This window comes from Pseudomonas sp. GW821-FHT11D10 (genome assembly GCF_058808435.1).
Genome location: NZ_JBXARR010000009.1, coordinates 42499 through 61554, shown reverse-complemented (window position 1 = coordinate 61554; position 19056 = coordinate 42499). Strand labels below are relative to the sequence as shown.

At 59.9% G+C, this 19056-nt stretch carries 23 protein-coding genes; 10 read left to right on the top strand and 13 right to left on the bottom strand.

What is annotated here, in order from left to right; all coding sequences use genetic code 11:
- Positions 1-53: 53 nt before the first annotated feature.
- The 4 genes from AC1RT4_RS23295 to AC1RT4_RS23280 all read right to left on the bottom strand — a co-directional run bounded on the left by AC1RT4_RS23295 (position 54) and on the right by AC1RT4_RS23280 (position 4348).
- A complete protein-coding gene (locus tag AC1RT4_RS23295) occupies positions 54-1106 on the bottom strand; it encodes an alpha/beta hydrolase (RefSeq protein WP_493088144.1) in 1053 nt (350 codons plus the stop codon).
- A gap of 50 nt (positions 1107-1156) precedes the next feature.
- The gene (locus AC1RT4_RS23290; RefSeq protein ID WP_493088485.1) at positions 1157-2101 is read right to left on the bottom strand and encodes an alpha/beta hydrolase; all 945 of its coding nucleotides are present in this window, start codon (positions 2099-2101) and stop codon (positions 1157-1159) included.
- A gap of 121 nt (positions 2102-2222) precedes the next feature.
- Positions 2223-3362, bottom strand: coding sequence for a (R)-mandelonitrile lyase (locus AC1RT4_RS23285; RefSeq protein WP_493088142.1), 1140 nt, complete (start codon positions 3360-3362; stop codon positions 2223-2225).
- Positions 3359-4348, bottom strand: a complete 990-nt coding sequence (locus AC1RT4_RS23280; RefSeq protein ID WP_493088140.1) for an aldo/keto reductase — start codon at positions 4346-4348, stop codon at positions 3359-3361. The genes AC1RT4_RS23285 and AC1RT4_RS23280 overlap by 4 nt, the downstream gene beginning before the upstream one ends.
- Positions 4349-4533: 185 nt before the next feature.
- Between AC1RT4_RS23280 and AC1RT4_RS23275 the strand changes: the two genes are divergently transcribed.
- The 4 genes from AC1RT4_RS23275 to AC1RT4_RS23260 all read left to right on the top strand — a co-directional run bounded on the left by AC1RT4_RS23275 (position 4534) and on the right by AC1RT4_RS23260 (position 7844).
- Positions 4534-5298 carry a COG4705 family protein gene (locus AC1RT4_RS23275; RefSeq protein WP_493088138.1) on the top strand — a complete coding sequence of 255 codons (765 nt, stop codon included), beginning with the start codon at positions 4534-4536 and terminating at the stop codon, positions 5296-5298.
- A gap of 27 nt (positions 5299-5325) precedes the next feature.
- Positions 5326-5763 carry a hypothetical protein gene (locus tag AC1RT4_RS23270; protein ID WP_493088136.1) on the top strand — a complete coding sequence of 146 codons (438 nt, stop codon included), beginning with the start codon at positions 5326-5328 and terminating at the stop codon, positions 5761-5763.
- An 81-nt stretch (positions 5764-5844) separates the two neighbouring features.
- On the top strand, positions 5845-6510 hold the full coding sequence (locus tag AC1RT4_RS23265) for a response regulator (RefSeq protein WP_493088134.1): 666 nt from the start codon (positions 5845-5847) through the stop codon (positions 6508-6510).
- Positions 6486-7844 (top strand): ATP-binding protein, encoded by a 1359-nt coding sequence (locus tag AC1RT4_RS23260; protein ID WP_493088132.1) that lies wholly within the window; start codon positions 6486-6488, stop codon positions 7842-7844. Before AC1RT4_RS23265 ends, AC1RT4_RS23260 begins: the two co-directional genes overlap by 25 nt.
- Before the next feature lie 132 nt (positions 7845-7976).
- Here the strand turns inward: AC1RT4_RS23260 and AC1RT4_RS23255 are convergent, their stop codons facing one another.
- Positions 7977-8747, bottom strand: coding sequence for a transporter (locus tag AC1RT4_RS23255; RefSeq protein ID WP_493088130.1), 771 nt, complete (start codon positions 8745-8747; stop codon positions 7977-7979).
- A gap of 239 nt (positions 8748-8986) precedes the next feature.
- Between AC1RT4_RS23255 and AC1RT4_RS23250 the strand changes: the two genes are divergently transcribed.
- Positions 8987-9508, top strand: coding sequence for a MarR family winged helix-turn-helix transcriptional regulator (locus AC1RT4_RS23250; RefSeq protein WP_493088128.1), 522 nt, complete (start codon positions 8987-8989; stop codon positions 9506-9508).
- Positions 9505-10707, top strand: a complete 1203-nt coding sequence (locus AC1RT4_RS23245) for an FAD-dependent monooxygenase (protein ID WP_493088126.1) — start codon at positions 9505-9507, stop codon at positions 10705-10707. Before AC1RT4_RS23250 ends, AC1RT4_RS23245 begins: the two co-directional genes overlap by 4 nt.
- A 3-nt stretch (positions 10708-10710) precedes the next feature.
- Here AC1RT4_RS23245 and AC1RT4_RS23240 read toward each other — a convergent pair whose 3' ends face one another.
- From AC1RT4_RS23240 to AC1RT4_RS23220, 5 genes are all read right to left on the bottom strand, one after another.
- Positions 10711-11628: a bifunctional helix-turn-helix transcriptional regulator/GNAT family N-acetyltransferase gene (locus AC1RT4_RS23240; RefSeq protein ID WP_493088124.1), complete on the bottom strand. Its 918-nt coding sequence runs from the start codon at positions 11626-11628 to the stop codon at positions 10711-10713.
- A gap of 57 nt (positions 11629-11685) precedes the next feature.
- Positions 11686-12378, bottom strand: coding sequence for a phytanoyl-CoA dioxygenase family protein (locus AC1RT4_RS23235; RefSeq protein ID WP_493088122.1), 693 nt, complete (start codon positions 12376-12378; stop codon positions 11686-11688).
- 21 nt (positions 12379-12399) lie between these two features.
- Positions 12400-12723: a gamma-glutamylcyclotransferase family protein gene (locus AC1RT4_RS23230; RefSeq protein WP_127797908.1), complete on the bottom strand. Its 324-nt coding sequence runs from the start codon at positions 12721-12723 to the stop codon at positions 12400-12402.
- A 67-nt stretch (positions 12724-12790) separates the two neighbouring features.
- Complete coding sequence (locus AC1RT4_RS23225; protein WP_493088120.1) at positions 12791-13828, bottom strand: alpha/beta hydrolase family protein; 1038 nt, start codon at positions 13826-13828, stop codon at positions 12791-12793.
- 18 nt (positions 13829-13846) lie between these two features.
- Positions 13847-14278: a bleomycin resistance protein gene (locus AC1RT4_RS23220; protein ID WP_493088484.1), complete on the bottom strand. Its 432-nt coding sequence runs from the start codon at positions 14276-14278 to the stop codon at positions 13847-13849.
- A gap of 214 nt (positions 14279-14492) precedes the next feature.
- On the opposite strand from AC1RT4_RS23220, the gene AC1RT4_RS23215 reads away from it, so the two are divergent.
- The gene (locus AC1RT4_RS23215; protein ID WP_230737497.1) at positions 14493-14939 is read left to right on the top strand and encodes an anti-virulence regulator CigR family protein; all 447 of its coding nucleotides are present in this window, start codon (positions 14493-14495) and stop codon (positions 14937-14939) included.
- Positions 14940-14972: 33 nt separating this feature from the next.
- On the opposite strand, the gene AC1RT4_RS23210 is transcribed toward AC1RT4_RS23215, so the two are convergent.
- Positions 14973-15455: an HIT family protein gene (locus tag AC1RT4_RS23210; RefSeq protein WP_273903350.1), complete on the bottom strand. Its 483-nt coding sequence runs from the start codon at positions 15453-15455 to the stop codon at positions 14973-14975.
- 155 nt (positions 15456-15610) lie between these two features.
- On the opposite strand from AC1RT4_RS23210, the gene AC1RT4_RS23205 reads away from it, so the two are divergent.
- Together AC1RT4_RS23205 and AC1RT4_RS23200 are read left to right on the top strand one after the other, a co-directional pair.
- The gene (locus AC1RT4_RS23205) at positions 15611-15913 is read left to right on the top strand and encodes a DUF7660 family protein (protein WP_493088117.1); all 303 of its coding nucleotides are present in this window, start codon (positions 15611-15613) and stop codon (positions 15911-15913) included.
- A gap of 36 nt (positions 15914-15949) precedes the next feature.
- Positions 15950-16360 (top strand): hypothetical protein, encoded by a 411-nt coding sequence (locus AC1RT4_RS23200; protein WP_493088115.1) that lies wholly within the window; start codon positions 15950-15952, stop codon positions 16358-16360.
- 130 nt (positions 16361-16490) lie between these two features.
- On the opposite strand, the gene AC1RT4_RS23195 is transcribed toward AC1RT4_RS23200, so the two are convergent.
- A complete protein-coding gene (locus AC1RT4_RS23195) occupies positions 16491-17366 on the bottom strand; it encodes an alpha/beta fold hydrolase (protein WP_493088113.1) in 876 nt (291 codons plus the stop codon).
- Between the two features lie 127 nt (positions 17367-17493).
- Between AC1RT4_RS23195 and AC1RT4_RS23190 the strand changes: the two genes are divergently transcribed.
- Positions 17494-18084, top strand: a complete 591-nt coding sequence (locus tag AC1RT4_RS23190; RefSeq protein ID WP_493088111.1) for a CGNR zinc finger domain-containing protein — start codon at positions 17494-17496, stop codon at positions 18082-18084.
- Between the two features lie 19 nt (positions 18085-18103).
- On the opposite strand, the gene AC1RT4_RS23185 is transcribed toward AC1RT4_RS23190, so the two are convergent.
- Positions 18104-19024 (bottom strand): aromatic alcohol reductase, encoded by a 921-nt coding sequence (locus AC1RT4_RS23185; RefSeq protein WP_493088109.1) that lies wholly within the window; start codon positions 19022-19024, stop codon positions 18104-18106.
- Positions 19025-19056 lie beyond the last annotated feature (32 nt).

Here is a 19056-nt window from a genome sequence, read left to right as displayed (position 1 = left end):
GATTAATCCATGAAAGCAGGTTGCGCACGGATGCGCGACCCCCACAGAGTTCATTACAAGGTACGGGCGTAAAACGCGCTCAGCTTGCCGATGGCGGCGTCGACATATCGCGGCACCCAGTAGGTTTCGATGTGGGTGGCGCCCTCGAGGATGAACACTTCCTTGTCGGTGGTGCCGGTGGCTTTGGGGAAGGCGTCCTGAGTCATGTACAGGCTGTCGGCCTTGCTGCCGGCGATCATCAGCAACGGTTGATTGATCAGTTCGATCTGGTTGGTGGCGTCAAAGCGCATCAGGTCGATGAGGCTGCTGGTGGTGTATTTGAAGGTCGAGTTCGGGTGCGCGTTGGTCTTCCAGTAATACTCGTAGCCCTGGCGATAGAGCTCGAACGGCAATTTGGCGATCTGCTCATCCGTCAGGTTGGCATCACCGGAATACAACACCGCGCCACCGGCGGCTTCCTGAGCGCGGGCGGCCGAAGCCTGTTGCAGACGTTGCTGAATGCTGTCTATCTGCGAGTCGTTGTAGCCGTTGCGGCGCACCCGGCCCGAGTTGAACATGCTGACGGTCGCCAGCGATTTGAAGCGCTTGTCGGTTTGCGCCGCCGCCAGCGAATAACCGCCACCACCACAAATGCCGAGCAGGCCCAGGCGTTTTTCATCGACGCCGGCAAACTGGCTGATGAAGTCGGCCATGCCGTGAATGTCTTCGATGCGATACGCGGGTTTATCGATGCTGCGCGGCTGACCACCGCTGGCACCCTGGTACGCCGCGTCGGCGGTGATGGTGATGTAGCCCTGTTCGGCCAGACGCTGGGCGTACAAACCGGCGACTTGCTCTTTCACGCCGCCATTCGGGTGCGCGACGACCACGGTCGGGTAGGTTCGCTTCGCGTCGTAGTTGGCCGGGGTGTAGACGTTGGCGGCGATGTCCAGTCCGTTGAGTTTGTAGCTGACCGGATGAATGTTGACCTTGCCCGGTTCGTTCTTGGTGAGCGCGCCGTCATAGGCCAGGGTGAAGGGGTTCTTTTTGTAGTCGGCGGCCAGGGATTCCCCGGCAGAGAGGCCGACCAATGCCGACATGAACGTGGCTTTGAGAGTGTTTTTCACGTGAAGCTCCTGAGCAATCAAAAGGGCGGCAGTCGAAAGAAGGGGACGGGTCAGTCCAGCTGTTTTTCTTTGAGGAATTGCGCCACCAGATCGGCGATCTGCACGTTGTTCAGATCCGACATGGGGAAGTGGGTATTGCCGTGGATGCCGATCTCCGGCAGGTGGATCAGGCGTACATCGCCGCCGTGTCGATTGACCGCGTCACGCCATAGCCGGGCCATCTTCAGGCGGGCGCGCCAGCTGTCTTGAGCGGGCAGGTCGACGGCCTGTTCGGGGATGTTGTCGCCGTAGAGGATCAGAATCGGGATACGCGTCAGCGCCATGAATTGCTCGATGGGCACGGCTGCGCCTTGCACCGTGTCGAACGCGCTGGGAATCGGCGGCGGCACTTCACCTTCGGCAAACACAAAGCTGCTGCCAGGCTCGAACGCGACGATAGCCCTGACCTTGTCGTTCTTGATTGCCGTCAACCAGCCCGGCCCGCCACCCTGAGAGTGGGTGAACAGGATGCCCGGGCCGATTCGGTCAAAAACGGCTGACACGCCATCGGACACCACACCCATGTCGAAAGGCCCGGTGTTTGGCGTCATCGCGCGGAAAAACTGCTCGCGGCTCTGCGCGTCCCGCGCCACTTGTACGCCGTTGAAGTAGTTCGGCCACAGACCGATGCGGAACTGGTTGAACCACAGTTGCTCGTCCGGCACAGGCTTGATGGTCGTCTCGACACTGCTGCGACCCGCATCGCCGCGCCGAGGCTGATCGATCAGATAGACGCCGTAGTGGCGACGCAGAAACAGGTTCTGAAAACCCTCGCGGCCATCGGCGGTGGTTTCCCAGGTCTTGGAAAACTGACCGGCGCCGTGCCACATGACGATGGGTAGTTTTCGCGCATCGACCGGGATCTGGTAGAACGCGTAGGCGTGGTCACCGTGGTAGGTCTGGCCGTCGGGCGTCAGCGGTTTGCGCGGATCGAAGGTGCCCGGTGCGGTGGTCATGGTTCCGCCAGCGGCGAAGCTGCCTTGTTTCTGAATCAGCAATGGGCTTTCGGGTTGGTTTGCGCAGGCGCTCAACAGGCTCAGCAGCGTGATGACCGGCAGGGTTTTGGCAGGCTTCATGTCATTTCTCCGAAGCCGCGAGGGCCTGGGTCAGCGCTGTGTTGGCTCGCTCGACGGTCTGTGCATCGCTGTGCTTTTTCAACTGCTCGGTGACTTGGCGTAACTGCACCGCGCTGAGCCCCACGCGCAGGCTCGCCAGCATGTGCGAGCGCAATTGCGGTTCCACGCCCGGCGTCGCTGCCAGTGCGCCGACAGTCGCCAGTTCGCGGCTTTGCCAGTCGAGGTTGTCACGTTCGAAGATGTCGCCGAACAGGTGGGTTTGCAGGAACCGGTTGATTACGGGAGCGAACTCGAACACCGGGCCTTTGACCGGGGCGCCGGAAATCTTCGTCTGATTGGCGGTGCCAGCTGTCAGCAGCTCATCCCCGGTTGGAATCGCCCGGCTCGGCTCACGCCCCGGCGCATCCTCGATGCCGCGTTGCTTGCGCGCTTGCACCACGGTCATCAACTCATTCAGGGCATTGAGGCTGCGCGGGAAGCCCGCGTAGGCGTAGAGCTGCACGAGAATTTCCCGTGCTTCGCTGACGGTCAGACCCGCGTCCAGCCCTTGGTTGAGCGCCACGTTGAGATTGGGCAGGTCGCTGGTCGCCATGAACGCGGCGATCAGAGGAATCGCCTGCTGTTTCTTCGACAGTGTGTCGGCGCTGGCTTGTGTGCTGGTCCTGTCTTGCGGTGTCGCTGGATCGTATTGCGCGTCCGAGACTTTCTCGGCCCAGGTGACCGTCTTGCCGTCCTCGGCTTCAGCAATCGCAATGTGCGTCATGCCGGTGCTCGCTGTGGCGCCATGCCAGTGACGGGTGAGCGGGGGGATCCAGACAATGTCGCCGGGGCGGATTTCCTGACGCGGCCCGCCTTCTTGCTGCACGTAGCCAACTCCGGCCGTGACGATCAGCGTTTGCCCCAACGGATGTGTATGCCACGCGGTGCGTGCGCCAGGCTCGAAGGTCACCGTGCCGCCGCCGACACGCGCCGGCAGCTCACCCTTGAACAGGCCGTCCACGCGCACTGTGCCGGTGAAGTTCTCGGGTGCGCCCTGGATAGAAGGTTGGGAGCCTTTCGGGGTAATGCGGATTTCACTGGCGGCTGGGGCTTCTGCGCTTATGAGCGATAAGGCAACGAATGGCGCGATCAATCGGTTCATCGGCCGACCCGCGCCTTGAGCGCTTCGGGATAGCGCTCGCCTTCGATGTGGATCTGCGCCAGTGCCGTATCAATCGCCTTGAGTTCGCTGGCGTCGAGCGTGATGTCAGCGCCACCGAGGTTTTCTTCCAGACGATGCAGTTTGGTTGTGCCGGGAATCGGCACAATCCACGGTGCCTGCGCGAGCAGCCAGGCCAATGCGATCTGTGCCGGTGTCGCTTGTTTCTGCGCGGCGATCTGCCGGATCAACACCACCAGACCTTGATTGGCCTGCAACGCCGATTGGCTGAAGCGCGGGACGATACTGCGAAAGTCGTCACTGCCGTAAGTGGTTTCGGCAGACACGGTGCCGGTGAGGAGACCCTTGCCCAGCGGACTGAACGGCACGAAGCCGATGCCCAGCTCCCAAAGCGTTGGCAGAATGTCCTGCTCGGGCTCGCGCCACCACAACGAATATTCGCTTTGCAGCGCCGTGACCGGTTGCACGGCGTGGGCACGTCGGATGGTTTGCGCACCGGCCTCCGACAGACCGAAATGTTTGACCTTGCCTTCGCCAATCAGATCTTTCACCACTCCGGCCACGTCCTCGATCGGCACGTCCGGATCGACTCGATGCTGGTAGAGCAAATCGATGTAATCAGTCTTCAACCGACGCAACGAACCCTCGACGGCGATCCGGATGTGCTCGGGGCGGCTGTTGAGGATCTGCTGTTTATTGTCGTCGCCGAAGGTAAAGCCGAACTTGGTGGCGATGACCACTTGATCGCGGACCGGCGCCAGCGCTTCGCCCACCACTTGCTCATTCAGGAACGGGCCGTAGACCTCGGCGGTATCGAAGAACGTCACGCCTTGATCAACCGCTGAGCGGATCAGGGAAATGGCTTGTCGAGTGTCGGTGGCGGGGCCGTAGCCGTGGCTCAGGCCCATGCAGCCAAAACCCAGGGCCGACACGGTGAGTGAGCTGTTGCCGAGTGTTCGCTTGTGCATTCTGATCTCCCGTGGTTTGGCGTTGGGGGAACAGTAAGCGAGCGCAGGAGAGGGGACTAGACGGGTAAATCGGCAAGGGTTTATGAAATTTTTTCATTAATCCGAAGCCTCAGTCCCAGCTAAGTTTCGGGTCGTATCTTTCCTCCAGCGCAAGTTCAGCGCTGCTCAGGAGAGGTTGCCCGCACATGAATCCCGCAAAAGCCGGATGGCTGAATAAAGTCCCCGAAGTGACGCTGGCCTTCTGGGTCATCAAGATTCTATCGACCACGGTGGGTGAAACCGGCGCCGACTTCCTTGCCGTGGACGCGGGGTTCGGCGCTGGCTGGACCAGCATCGGCATGGCGCTGCTGCTGGGGGGCGCGCTGTTCCTGCAGATGCGCAAAACGGCGTATTCGCCGTGGATCTACTGGCTCACCGTGGTGCTGGTGAGCATCGTTGGCACGCAGATCACCGACATCATGACCGACATGCTCGACATCAGCCTTTACGTCAGCACCGCGGTGTTCTCGGTCCTGCTGGCGGTGAACTTCCTTGTCTGGTTCACCATGGAGAACAACCTGTCGATTCGTGAAATCAATACGCCCCGACGCGAGCTTTTCTACTGGTCCACCGTGCTCTGCACCTTTGCCTTGGGCACTGCCGCCGGCGATCTGGCCACGGAAGCGCTGGGGCTGGGATTCACCGTCGGTGTGGTGATTTTCGGTGCGCTGATTGCGGCGACGCTGCTGGCCTGGCGCCTCGGGGCCAACGTGGTGCTGACCTTCTGGATCGCCTACATCCTGACCCGTCCGTTCGGCGCCTCACTCGGTGATTTGCTGACGCAGGCCAAGACCTACGGCGGCCTGGGCATGGGCGCCGCCTGGACCAGCGCGATCTTCCTGACTGTCATCGTGCTGTTGGTAGCGGTCGCGCAGATCAGCCTCGGCAACCGTAAAACCGCCATTCAATAACCTTCAGACCTCTATCAAGGAATCCATATGCGCTCTTTTCAAACGGCTATCCGTCACGTCGCGATCATCTCGTCACTGGTGTTGCTCGGCAGCCTGGCCGGGTGCTCGAAACCCGCCGACAAACCTGCTACCGGTGCGTCAACCAACTCAATGAGTGCGCCAGCGCAATCTGGCTCGAAACTGGGCGATCTGAGCGAGTTCCGCACCATCGCCGCCGACGTATCCGCACTGGTCGGCAAGAACGACCTGCCTGCAGCCAAGACCCGTATCAAGGATCTGGAAACATCCTGGGACTCTGCCGAAGCGGGTATCAAACCGCGCGCCGCCGCTGACTGGCATGTGCTGGACAAAGCCATTGACCGTGCACTCGACGCCTTGCGTGCCAGTGCGCCGAAGCAGGCTGAATGCAAGGCAGCGATGGACGATTTGCTCAAGGCTTTCGATTCGATGAAAGGTCAGCCATAAGCCGGCGGACAAACGCCGGTTCAAGTGCTTCAATACAGGCGCGACGGGATCACCGTCGCGCCTTTTCTGTCGGAGCGGCACATGCGGATTCTGCTGGTCGAAGATGACCTGATGATTGGCGATGCCATCGAGGGAGTACTCAAGGACGCGAGCTACGCCACTGACTGGGTGAAGAACGGTCTCACCGCGTTGGCGGCGCTGGACACGCAGACGTATGACCTGGTGCTGCTGGATCTCGGCCTGCCCGGCAAGGACGGGCTCGATGTGCTGGATGCCATTCGCGCGCGCAACAACCCGGTGCCGTTGCTGATCATCACCGCCCGCGATGGTCTGGATGATCGCCTGCGGGGCCTCGATGGCGGCGCCGATGACTTCCTGCTCAAACCCTTCGCGATGGCCGAGTTGCTGGCGCGCATGCGCGCGGTATTGCGCCGTCGCGGTGGTAACGCGCAATCGCTGCTGGACAATGGCGAGGTATCGTTGAATCTGGTTTCCAAGCAGGCTTGCACCGCCGAACTCGCCGAGGTCCAACTCTCCAGTCGCGAATTTGCGCTGTTGCAGGCGCTGTTGATTCGGCCGGGAGCCATTCTCTCGCGCAGTGAACTGGAAGACCGGATTTACGGCTGGGGCAACGAAGTGGAAAGCAATGCGGTGGAATTTCTGATCCATGCACTGCGGCGAAAACTGGGGAGCCATGTCATCAAGAACGTCAGGGGGATGGGATGGATGGTTTCAAAAGGCGTCTGAGCGATTCAGTACAGTCGCGGCTTTCCATCACGCTGTCGCTGGCCATTCTCATCGTCGCGTTGCTGGCCGCTGCGTTCGCGTTTATCTCGGCACTCAACGAAGCGCACGAAATGCAGGACGAAAACCTGCGCCAGGTGGCGGTGCTGTTCGATCGTCAGCACATGACCCTGCGCTATCCCGGCAACGAACGGATCGTTGGCGACGACGAAGAGTCGCGGATTATCGTGCAGTACCTGGCCGATAGCGCCAAAGCGTCCGGCAACGACGACGCCAGCATCCCGTTGCCGTTCCCCGTTTCCCTGGCCGATGGCTTGTCGACGCTGAGCATCGCCGGTGAAGACTTTCGTGCGCTGGTCAGAACAACCTCCACAGGCGAGCGCATCGTAGTCGCGCAAGAGGCCGACGTGCGTGAGAAGGAAGCGCGGGAAAGTGCCTGGCGCAGTCTGCTGCCGTTTCTCATTCTGTTCCCGGTGCTGCTGTTGGCGGTGGGTGACCTGGTGCGCAAGCTGTTCCGTCCGATTGCGACGCTCTCGGCGGAGATCAATCAGCGCGATCAGCAGGCGCTGCATCCTGTCGATGAACAGCACCTGCCAAGCGAAATCCGGCCCTTTGTGGTGGCGATCAATCGCTTGCTCAAGCGTGTGGCGCAGGCCATGGAGGTGCAACGGCGCTTTGTCGCGGATGCCGCGCATGAATTGCGTTCGCCGATGACGGCGCTTTCCCTGCAGGCGGAGCGATTGAACGCCGCAGACATGTCGGACGCTGCCCGGCAGAGTTTTGTACCGTTGGCTCAGGGCATCGAGCGCAGTCGCAACCTCATCGAACAACTGTTGGCCCTGGCCGCTGCCCAATCGATCACGCAACGCACCGAGACCGCAGTTTCGGTGCATGCAACCTTTCGCCGCGTGCTGGAAGACCTGCTGCCATTGGCAGAAAACAAGGACATCGATATCGGTGTGGAAAGTGTCGAGGACGTGCAGGTCGTTATCAGCGAACTGGACCTGTTTATCCTGATCAAGAACCTGGTGGACAACGCCATCCGCTATACCCCGGCAGGCGGGCGGGTCGACTTGAGTGTCGAGCCGACGGAGCAGGGCGTGCTTATCGAGGTCAAGGACTCCGGCCCGGGCATCGGCGCCGAAGAGCAAGCGCTGGTGTTCGACCCGTTTTACCGAAGCCTGGGCACAGGTGAAGCCGGCTCGGGACTGGGTCTGTCTATTGTCTGCGCGATAGCCAATCGAAACGACGCAAGCGTCACGCTTGGGTTTTCAGATGAGCTGAACCAGAAAGGGTTGCTTGTTTCAGTACGATTGAACAGGAAGAAAGGGGACTGATTTAATTTCTGAAAATAAATCAGGCCCCTTTTTGTTTTTTGGCTGATATCAAATGAATAGAAAAGGACAGAAAAGGGGACTGATTTATTTTCCGAGAAATAAATCAGTCCCCATTCTGGAGCCACAGCCGGCTCAACGCGGAAACAACAACGTCACCGCAAAACGAAATCCCCATCCCTGCGGGCCGTCTTTCGGGCTGTCGAGCCAGTAGCGTGGCCCGGCTTGCAGCGTCAGCGGATGCCCGCCGATTTTCAGCAGTTGGTTGACCGTCAGGTTCACCGGTACGGACCACTCGCGTGACTGCCAGTTGTAGGTGGATTCGGTGTTGACCCCGTACGTCGTGAGGCTGTGGGTGGTGTAGGACAGGAATGGCTGCAGGAATGTCTGGTTGACCTTTTCCTTGTCATCCGGCGGGCTGCCGTCCAGTCCCCAGATGTGGTTGGCGAGTATGCCGTAAGTCCAGCCATGTTCCTGTTTCAGCGCGACGGCGGCGGGGCCGAGTCCCCATTGTTCGCTGCCGAGCAATTCATCGCTGCCGGTGGGAATCAATATCGCCGGGCCCGCGCCGAGTATCCAGCCACCGTCCGTGGGCTTTTTCGGCGAAAAGAAAAAGCTCTGGGTGATATCGCCGACTCCGGACTTGTCCGCCGCGCCATTCGGCGCCAGGCCGTGTTGATCGATGACCGGCAGGATGGTGCGGGAAATCAGGTTCCAGTCATCATTGAGCGTGAAGGGCAGCACCGGCTGAATATTGGTCACGCTGTGCATGCCTTCTCCGGTTGGCCCCATTTTCTGGTCCCAGTTGTACTGCACCGGCAGGCTGTACATGGCGGCCACGGGGTTGAGGGCTTTTTTCGCCAGCTCGGCAGAATCCTCGGCATGGGCCATAGGGACGAGGCACATCGACGCGACCGATGCACAACAGGTGGATATCCATCGCTCTTTCAAATCCATGCTCATCACCCATAGCCGAAAAAGTTCGCAGCAAGGTGAGCGTAGGCAACGGTCAACAACCCGCCATTTTTTCTCGAAGAATTGAGCGGCAGGGACGATTTTTACAAAACTAGCTAAGCAAGTTAGCTATATGTTAGTGTCGCTCGCCTCACATCGACCCGCCCTCAATTCCCGGAGTCATCCTGCGCATGTCATCACCCACATCTGCACCCAATCCCGCCGAAGATCCACGCAGCCTGCAGATCGCCAGCGATGCCGTGGGCCAGCAGTTGCAACAGATCGCCATTCTGACCCGTGCGGCGGCCGGCCAGTTGGGCGTGGTGCTGGGAATCAATCAGACCGACGTAGCGGCGCTGGAGCATCTGATCACCGACGGGCCGTTGCCGCCGACCGAGCTTGCCTCGCGCCTGTCCGTGACCACAGCGGGCATCACCCAGGTCATCGACCGTCTGGAGCGCGCCGGGCACGTGATTCGCGAGCGACAGCTCAACGACAAACGTCGGGTGCTGGTGTGTCCGGTGCCGGAATCGGTGGCACAGGCCTATCGGCATATCGCGCCGATGCTCAATGGCTTGAGCGCGGCGCTGGGGGCGCTCGACGACCAGGATCGCGCGGTCATCGAGACCTTTCTCGGCCAGGTAATCGAGGTCTACCGCACCACGTTGCCGGGCAGCACGACCGCCACCTCTGAAACGCAGGACGCAAAATGAAACCACAGAAAATACTCGTCACCGGTGCAAGCATCGCCGGCCCCGCGCTGGCGTATTGGCTGTCGCGGCAGGGCATGGACGTCACGGTGGTCGAGCGGGCGCCGGCGTTTCGCGATGGCGGGCAAACCATCGACGTGCGCGGCGCCGGGCGTGAAGTGGTGCGGCGCATGGGGCTGGAGGCGCTGATTCGGGCGAACACGACGCACGAGCAGGGCATTGCTTTTGTTGATCGGGACAACCAGACCCGAGCCTTCATCGGGGTCGATGCGTTTGACGGTGACGGGCCGATCGCGGAGCTGGAGATCCTGCGCGGTGAGCTCGCGAAGCTGTTGATCCAGCACAGCGAGGACCGGGTCACGTACCGGTTCGGCGACAGCATCGAAACCATCGAGGACGATGGCGAGCAGGTTCATGTGCGTTTCGAGCAGGGCGGGGAGCAGGTTTACGACCTGGTGATCGTGGCCGAAGGAATCGGTTCGACGACGCGCAATCAGGTGTTCGGCGATGAAGTGAAGCGGCGCCCGCTCGATCTCTACACGGCCTATTTCACCGTGCCTCGACAGCCGAGCGACGGCCAGGTGATGCGCTGGCACAACCTGCCGGGCGGTCGCTGCGTCTGTTTGCGGCCTGACAACCTGGGCACCACGCGTGCGTTTTTGTCTTTTCAGCAAGCGCCGAGCGGATACGAGAAGCTGGCGCAGGACGAACAGAAATCCTTGCTCAAAAAACTTTTTGCCGACGCCGGTTGGGAAACGCCTCGCGTGCTCGCCGCGCTGGATGACACGACTGACCTTTATCTGGAAGCAGTGGGTCAAGTCAAAATGCCCCGATGGTCCAAGGGGCGCATCGCGCTACTCGGGGACGCGGCCTATTGTGCGTCGCCCATCAGCGGCATGGGCACCAGCCTGGGGTTGTGCGGCGCCTACGTGCTGGCCGGAGAACTCGGGCGTCACGCCGATCACCGTCAGGCCTTCGCCGCCTATGAAGCGCTGATGCGTCCATTCGTGGCCCAGGCGCAAAGCGTGCCCAAGTTCGCCCCGAGACTGGCCTCGCCGCATTCGCGTCTGGGCATTGCACTCGGCCATGCCGTGCTGCGGATGGCCACTGCGCCGGGGCTCAAGAAACTGTTTGGCAAAATCCTTTCGCCGAAAGCCGACGCCATCGTCCTGCCCGACTACGACGACTCACCGCGGGCATAAACCTCACAACTCGATCGCCCAGGTCTGACTCACCAGCTCTTTGCCGAAGCTGTGAATCGGCTCTTCCTCGACCAACTCAAACCCTGCCCGCTGATACAACCGGCGGGCATCCACCAGATTGCTGGTGGTCCACAGAATCATCTTTTTGTAGCCGATATCACGGGCAAACCTCAGGCATTCCTCGACCAGCCGATTGCCGATCCCCAGGCCCCGAGCACTGGCATCGACGTAGAGCATGCGCAGTTTCGCGGTGCTCTCGTCATGGCGGACGACGAACACCGAACCCACCACCTTGCCGTCCTTTTCCGCGATCCAGCAGCGCTCGCCGGTGGGATCGAATTCGCGCAGATACTTGGCGACGATCTCGGCTACCAGTGCTTCGAACTCTGAATTCCAGCCGTATTCACGGCTGTAGATCGCCGTCTGCTGATGCACCACCAGGCCCATGTCGCCGGGTTGTGGATCGCGCAGCAGGTAGGTTGTCGGCTGGCCACCTTCGAGCAGGGTTTGAATCTGCTTCATGGAGGCGATCAGTTGCAGTTGTTGCGGTTCGGCCAGGCGTTCGAGCAGGGTGATGACCTCTTGCCGCGAGGCTTGCTCCAGCGGCGCGAGGATCTCGCGGCCAAGGTCGGTGATGTGCAACTGACTGGCGCGGGCGTCGGTGGCGGAGGGGACTTTCTGGATCAGGCCCTTTTTGTCGAAACCGCTGATGATCCGGCTCATATAACCCGCGTCGAGGCTGAGCATCTGGCGCAGGTCGGCGCTGGTCAGATCGCCGCCGGACGCGAGTTCGTAGAGGATGCGCAGTTCTGTCAGTGAGTAATCGCTTTGCAGCAGATGCTCCTGCAACACGCCGATCTGATGGGTGTAAAAGCGGTTGAATTGCCGGACGATGTCGGCGCGGTCGGTGATCGTGGACATGGAGGGATGCTCATATGTTTGCCTTAGGCAACTATATAGTTGCCTAAGGCAAACAAGTCAAATGAATGATTTCATGATCCCGAACGCAAAGTCTTCCGGATCGAACCGCTCAGTCGTCTCCATTTGAATGTTTCTGAGGTTCACCGTTTCCAGGTGTGTGGCGTAGAGCGATTCGGAAAACCAGGTAATCAACAGGGATCGACGGCGTGCGCCGCTGGCGTTCAGGCTGCCAGCGTGGATCAGGTCGGCATCGAAGATCAGGATGTCGCCCGCGCTGCCCGTCAGTTGCACGGATCGGGACTCGTCAGTGAAGTCGAACGGGGGCTCGTCCAGAGCAGGGCGATGGCTGCCGGGCACGATGCGGGTTGCACCGTTTTCCGGGCCGTAGTCGTCGAGGTACACCAGCGCGATGACGGTGTCGCCGGGGCGTTGCGCCGACAAGTCGCGGTGCAACTGTTGGTGGCCGCCATTGGCGAGCGGTTCGCGGCCCTCGACTTGAGAGAGGAAGAAGCGCTCGCCGATCAACTCGCCCACCACGGTCAGCAATTGTGGCAATCGGCACACGGCCTGAACGGTCGGGTCAGTGTCCAACTGTGAATGGCGCCAGTCGCTGCCACGGGGCACGGGCCATTCGCTTGAAGGCTTCACGCCTGCATCGAAGACTGCGCGCAGAGTGTCCAGCCATGCCGGCGTAATTGCCTGGCGCAGCAGCACGTAGCCGTTTCGGTGGAGTTGCTCGCGGTCAGCCACAGACACCCTCGGTTTTGTTGGTTACCGCAGAGCGTAGACAAAAGCCTCAACGACGGCGCCGTCATCCAGCGTCACCTTGGTCAACACCCGCTGATACTCCGCCCCTTCAAACTCATCCAGCGCCGCCCAGTGCAGGTGGAAATTTTCGGAGGCGAAGACGAAACCTTCGATGACATCACCATCCTCGGCAATCACCAACCCGGGAAAGCCCATCGCCGCGCCCCATCCGGCCTGCGACAGGCGGCCCTTCAGCGAAGCAGCCTGCCATGTGCCGCCGATGTTCAGCATCACATGCTCATTCGGCCGGCCAGGGCCCAGGGTTCCATAAACGAAGAGACGTTCCACGATTGCTCCTGCCAGTCAAAAAAGGGAGGGATCCTGACGTATCAACGATGTGCAGGCAACACCGCGATCAGTTCTGCACCGACCGGCTCAGAAACCCGTCGATCAACGCCACCACCTGTTGCTGGATCACCTCACGGGAACGCACGCCGCCATCCCCGCAAATGATCCCGTCGCCTGGCGAATCTTCTTCGAGCAGCGCCACGGCGCCGGGCTTGCACAAGGACATGAAGCTGAAATGGCTGGCGTCGCTGATCTCGACATATTGCGAGGTAGCCGAAGGCAGGCGCGTGGCGAGATTCGCCGACTCCAGTTGGGCGGGAAGGTCTTCGGAGGGGACGCCCGCGCCGATCACCAGTGTCGGAACCGGCAACGCGGCGAGGCTGGCGTCGGTCATCCCGCGTGACAGGCCCAGGTCCAGTGACACGATGGCGCGGACGCGTTTGTCGCTCAAGTCTGCGCTGATCCGGCTCTTCGCTTGCGGTGTGTCGGCGACGTTGATCGTTTTGTAGACCGAGCAACTGGCGAGTTTTTGATGGACCGCGCAGTCCTGGGCAAAGCGCTCAGGGTCGAAGCGTGTGCCGGCGATTTCCAGAGCGGTCCAGCCGCCGAGCGAATGGCCGGCGACTGCAATTCGGCCCTTCGAGACTGCGCCAAATTGCTCCGGCTGAGCGATGACCGCATCGATCACACGGCTGATGTCGGCAGGTCGTTGCCACAACTGTGCAGCGGCTTTCGGGCTGCGGTCATGCGTCGTGGTGCCGGGGTGATTGACCGCCGCGACGATGTAACCCTGACGTGCCAGCGCACTGGCGAGCCACGCCTGATTGCTCCAGTTGCCCCTGAAACCGTGAGAGAGCACCAGCAATGGATGATCACCCGCCGTTGGCGGCGCCTCGCGCACCGCCGAAGTCCCGACGAACACCGCGTCGTCGGCAATCAATTGAGCGGGGGCGGTGGTCTTGGCGGGATACCAGACGACCATGTCCAGCGGGCGTTCGTTGTGCGCGTCCGCCAGTGTGGCGGAGCGGAAACCGATGGGGTTTTCATCAGCGATTGCACTGGCTGAAAGGCAAATCAGAAGCAGCAGACCGAAAGCGTTTTTCATTGTTTTTATCTTCCTTGATCAAATCGGGCAAACAGGACGTTCGCCCAGACGTTCTACCAGCCTTACGAGATATCCGTCCGGATCCTGAACGAGAAATTCACGCTGGCCGACTTCGACATCGTCAGCGCGATACCAGGTGTCTTTGCAGGTTTTATAGAGTGAGACCTGAGCGGCGCCCAATTTCTCGATGATGGGAGCAACCGCCTCAACGTCAATCTGCAGATTGACGCCTCTTCCGAAAGGCTTGCTCAGTTCCGCCGTCAGCCACTGGCCTGCATTCGGATCTACCTGCTCGAGCATGACTTGAGCACCATTCAGGTCGAGATAGGCGAAGCCATCTTCCGGGCGTTGATAAGCGATGTTGAAGCCCAGGCAGGAAACCCAGAACGCGAGGCTGGCCTGCAGATCCGTGACCATCAATTCTGGAACCAGTTTGTTCCGTTCAAACATGGGGTGAAATTCCTTTTCGTTGAAGTCGGAACGACGGCGCCAGACTTCTTTCCCGCGGTAATACGAGTCGGGCGCATGGTAAGCGCGAACCGGGGAGCACCGAAAGCTGCACGCATCGAAAATCGTCACAAAGCGCGATGACAGGGCCATCTCTCGGTACCTGTAAAAAAACTGACTAGAATCCACAGACACCCATTCATTCAAGGAGCGACCGATGTCCGGTTTACGCACATTGATTGCGACCACGACCTGTATTGCGCTGCTGGGCAGTTCGGTGACTGCGCTGGCCGATCCTGGCAACGGAAAGGGGCAGGGCAAAGGCAATCCGCATAACAGCCAGGATCATGGCAATCAGGGGAAAAAAGGCGGGGGCGGGTATCAGGGGCATGGTCCGAGTATCGATCACGCCGGGGTGATCGGGATTGTGGACGGGTATCGCGGCTACTGGACGCCGGGCCCGGCGTTGCCGCCCGGGATCCAGAAGAACCTGGCCCGCGGCAAACCGCTGCCGCCCGGTATTGCGAAGAAGCTCGATGGTCGACTGGTCGGCAGACTGCCGCACTACGACGGCTACGAATGGCAGCAGGTCGGTACCGATCTGATCCTGGTCGCGCTGGCCACCGGACTGATTTATGAAGTGCTCAATGGTGCCTTCGATTGAGTGATCAGCGGAGCAGACGACTCGATGAACTGATCACTTGAAAGCACTGCGCAGTTCATCAATCACCTCTTCAACAGAGCGCCCCTGAATCGCTGGCGGTGTGGGGTTCTCGGCAAACTCTCGCCAAACGAACAGCGTCAGTTCTGCGCCATCGGTCGATGGCAAGGGATTCTCGGCGTAGGCAAAAGATTCGAGCAGGCGATAGCGGGAGTCTTTCCAGAACAAGTCTTCGACCCAGTCATAGACCGGTATGAAATGGAAGTGGAGGGGAAGACCGGGTTCATGACCGAAGCGACCGATATAAAGACGTTTGGGCTTCAGATGGCGCTCAATGATCTGCTGGGTTCTTGCGAGCAGCCCTCCGAGCTCCGCCAGTGCCTCGGTCGACAGCTCGGCCAGTGAATTGGTTTTGATCCTGGTTCCCAGCATCAGATAGCCGGGAAGTGCACTGGCCAGATGGTGGTTGACGATCCAGTGCTCGGTTTCATGAAGAATGAAGTGCGGTGCAATTTCCATGCGCCATAGGTCCTGGGGCAAGCGGTGCGCCAGCGTAGCAAAAGTGCAGACCTTTCTGCCGGAGGAACTGTGCCGTAACGTTCGACGTTGAGTTGACCGTTCGCGTTTCCCTGTCGCAGCATGCATTCACTTGAAAAGCCTTATCCGGAAAACCTATGCCCACGCCTGTCGATCTTGATGAATTGTTAGCGCTTGTCAGAGATGAGGAGTCGTTCATTCGATTTGTCGAGGCGCTGGGGGCTGATTTTGCCAGTGAATGTTTGTTGGAACATAACGCTCCCTCATCGATAGATCGATCAGATAGCCAGGAATGGGAAAACGGAACGGTTGATGCGTTTCTCGATGCAGCAGCTGCATGGGCGCATGCCAGCAACCGATCTCCTTTGGCCGATAATGCCCAATCGAATGTATGGCAGCGCTGTGCAGCGATTCTGTTCGCTGGAAAGTTTTATGAATGAAGTAAGCGTGAACCCTGAACCCGGTCGAACTCCTCAATGAGCAGATTTTTAAGCAGCGCGGAGCTGCATGACGTATTGGGCGATTTGGTCAAAGATCCCGAGATGGACTTGAACGGTGTATGCGTTCGCTTGCAGCTCGATTTGCGCGATCTTTTGAATCAACTCGCCCTGGCGATGGCCAGGTTTTTCAGTGAAGGCGCGTGGGACTTTCATGACTGCGATCACGTCATGAACATTCTATTCAGCGATATCGTTGACTTGTCTATGCACGCCGACATGCCTGAGCCAGCCTTTTCCATCTACCTTGCATTTGATGCCGGAGAGTACTGGCATCGCGGCGATACAAAAGACGAGTGCCCCTGGGAGAAGTGGACGCGACCGGATATCGAACGGATTTTGCGCGAAGTCGGCTCCTCGGCGGCGGCGACAGCTACCCATCAGGCATGAAAAAGCCCGGCGGATAAGGCCGGGCTTTCGTCGAGTGCTGCTGTAAAACCGGCATTCAGACGGTACGACGTTCGATCAGACCACCTTCGACAACCGCATCGCTAAATAGCGGATCAGTGCCTTTTGTTCATCAGTTTATGGCCTCGCCCAGCACTTCAACAATTCGCCGGGCGATGTGCTCGACATGGGTTTCCAGCGCGAAATGCCCGGTGTCCAGCAACTCGACCACGGCCTGCGGATTATCGCGTTTGTACGCTTCTGCGCCTGGCGGAATGAAAAACGGATCGCCTTTGCCCCAGATCGCCAGCGTTGGCACATGGGTGTCGCGGAAGAACTGCTGGAACGCGGGGTAAAGTTTCAGGTTGTTCTGATAGTCGTAAAACAGGTCGAGCTGGATGTCCTTGTTGCCCGCGCGTTCCAGCAGCAGCGCGTCCAGGTAGTAGGCCTCGGGGGCAATGGCTTCGGGATTGCTCACACCTTCGACGTACTGCCAGCGCGTGCCTTCCAGATGCAGGATGGCATCGTTGATCACCTGTCGATTGGCCGGCGACGGGTCAGCCCAGTACTGACGGATCGGCGCCCAGGCGTCTCCAAGTCCTTCGAGATAGGCATTACCGTTTTGCGAAATCATCGCGCTGACCCTCTCCGGGTAAGCCAGGGCCAGACGCAGGCCGGTGGGCGCGCCGTAGTCGAAGACATACATCGCGTAACGCTTGAGTCCCAGTACATCGACGAACTGGCGAACGGTATCGCCAAGAGCATCGAAGGTGTAGACGTAGTTGCGCTCCGCCGGCACTTCAGTGAAGCCGAAACCGGGCAGGTCAGGTGCAATCAGGCGGTATTTGTCTGCCAGCAGCGGGATCAGGTCGCGGAACTGATGCGATGAACTCGGGAAACCATGCAACAGCAAGAGCACCGGCGCATCGGCAGCGCCCGCCTCGCGGTAGAAAACCTTGACGCCATCGGCTTCGACGGATTTGTAAGCGACGGGAATGTGCTGAGCCATTTGCTTTCTCCTGTAACTGTTTAAATTCGTTTATACGGGTTACTGAATTTAATTTTGCACGGATCTTGTAACTGGTCAAATCTTTTTTATGGGTTACAATTCGCTCATTGATTTCCGAGAGGTTTACATGACCGATTCCCTGAACACCCTCGAACGGCCCGCGCCACTGCTGCTGGCCGATCACCCGGCGCTGGACTTGCTCAACACCCGGATGGTGGTAGAAGGGCAGCGACGTGACCTGCTCGATTCAGATGCCGATGCAGCGCTCTGGCTGGAACAGATCGGTTTTGGCCCGGCGACGGACATCACCGCAGACGACGGTCAATTGCTGGCGGGTGTGCGCAAGTTGCGCGAGTGCATCGAGACATTGATCGCCGCTCGACTGGAGAACCGCGCAGCGGATCCGTCCGCGCTCAATGCTTTTTTACAGGGGGCGGTTCCGCAACTGGTCTGGAAAGAGGCGGGCAGGCCGGTACTGGATCGTTTCCGGCAGGGCGACGTCAATCGTCAACGCCTTGGGCGCCTGGCGTATGCCGCGGCCGAATTGTTGGCGGAGGGCAATTTCGAACTCGTGCGTAAATGTGAAAGCCCGGACTGCTCGCTGATGTTTTACGACCGCACCAAGTCGCACAAGCGCCGCTGGTGCAGCATGGCGCTGTGCGGAAACCGGCATAAAGTCGCCGAGTTCCGCAAGCGCCGTCAGGGTGTCGCACCCTGACAGGCTGGACGTTACCCGGTCAGAGCAGGTGCTGTTCGATCCACTTTGCAACGGTGGTGGTGTTGATGTGCCGCTCGGCGTTGTAGGTGCACGCTTTGTCCCAGGCAACACCTTTGCCCTGAGCGAACACGGCCCGGTATTTGCGGGTTTGATCGGTGGGAGCAGCGGCGAGGTCGGCCATGAGTGAGGGCACTGTCCATTCGATGCGCTCGACGGTTTTTTCGAGCATCCAGTCGACTGTGTCGGCCAGTTGCCCGTAGGTGAGGGTATCGCCAGCGGTGTAGACCACCTGATTGCTCAATGCGGGGTCGAACAGAATGGCGGCGGTCAGCCGACCGATGTCTTCTGGTGTGGTGACGGTGACGGCGGTGTCCCAACTGCCCAGCGCGCGCACGGTGTTGCGGGCCAGATCGACCACGCCGAATATCGGTTCGAACAGAAAACTGGTGAACATGCCGGTCGAGATGATCAGCCATTGCACGCGAGACTGGCCACGCAGCAACTGGCGTACGTCCAGTTGCTCGTCGAACAGATCCTGCGGACTGCCACGACCGATGACGTCGTAGTCGACGCCGAACTGCCACGGCACATAGCGTTTCACGTCGGATTGCAACGCGGCGCGGGCCAGCTTGAGTTGCGTTCCTGCGCCGGAGACGAATCCCAGGCAACTGACCACGGTGTCGAAACCGCTGAACACGCTGCAAAGCTGTTCCTCGGAGTCATTGACCACATCGCCGGGCAGTACGGCGATCCCGAGAGTTTCAAGTTGCGCAAGGGTTTTGAGTTTGTCGGCTGACGCGCTGTCGGGCTCCGACGGACGCAGCATGACCGTGACGCTGGTGGCGGATAGGGCCACCAGTTCGCGAAGTACGGCCATGCCCAGTTCGCCGGCGCCCAGCACCAGAATGTTGTCGGTTTTTGCGGGGGTGTACGGTTGCATCAGTGACTCCCGGATAATGCTCGGCAATGAAG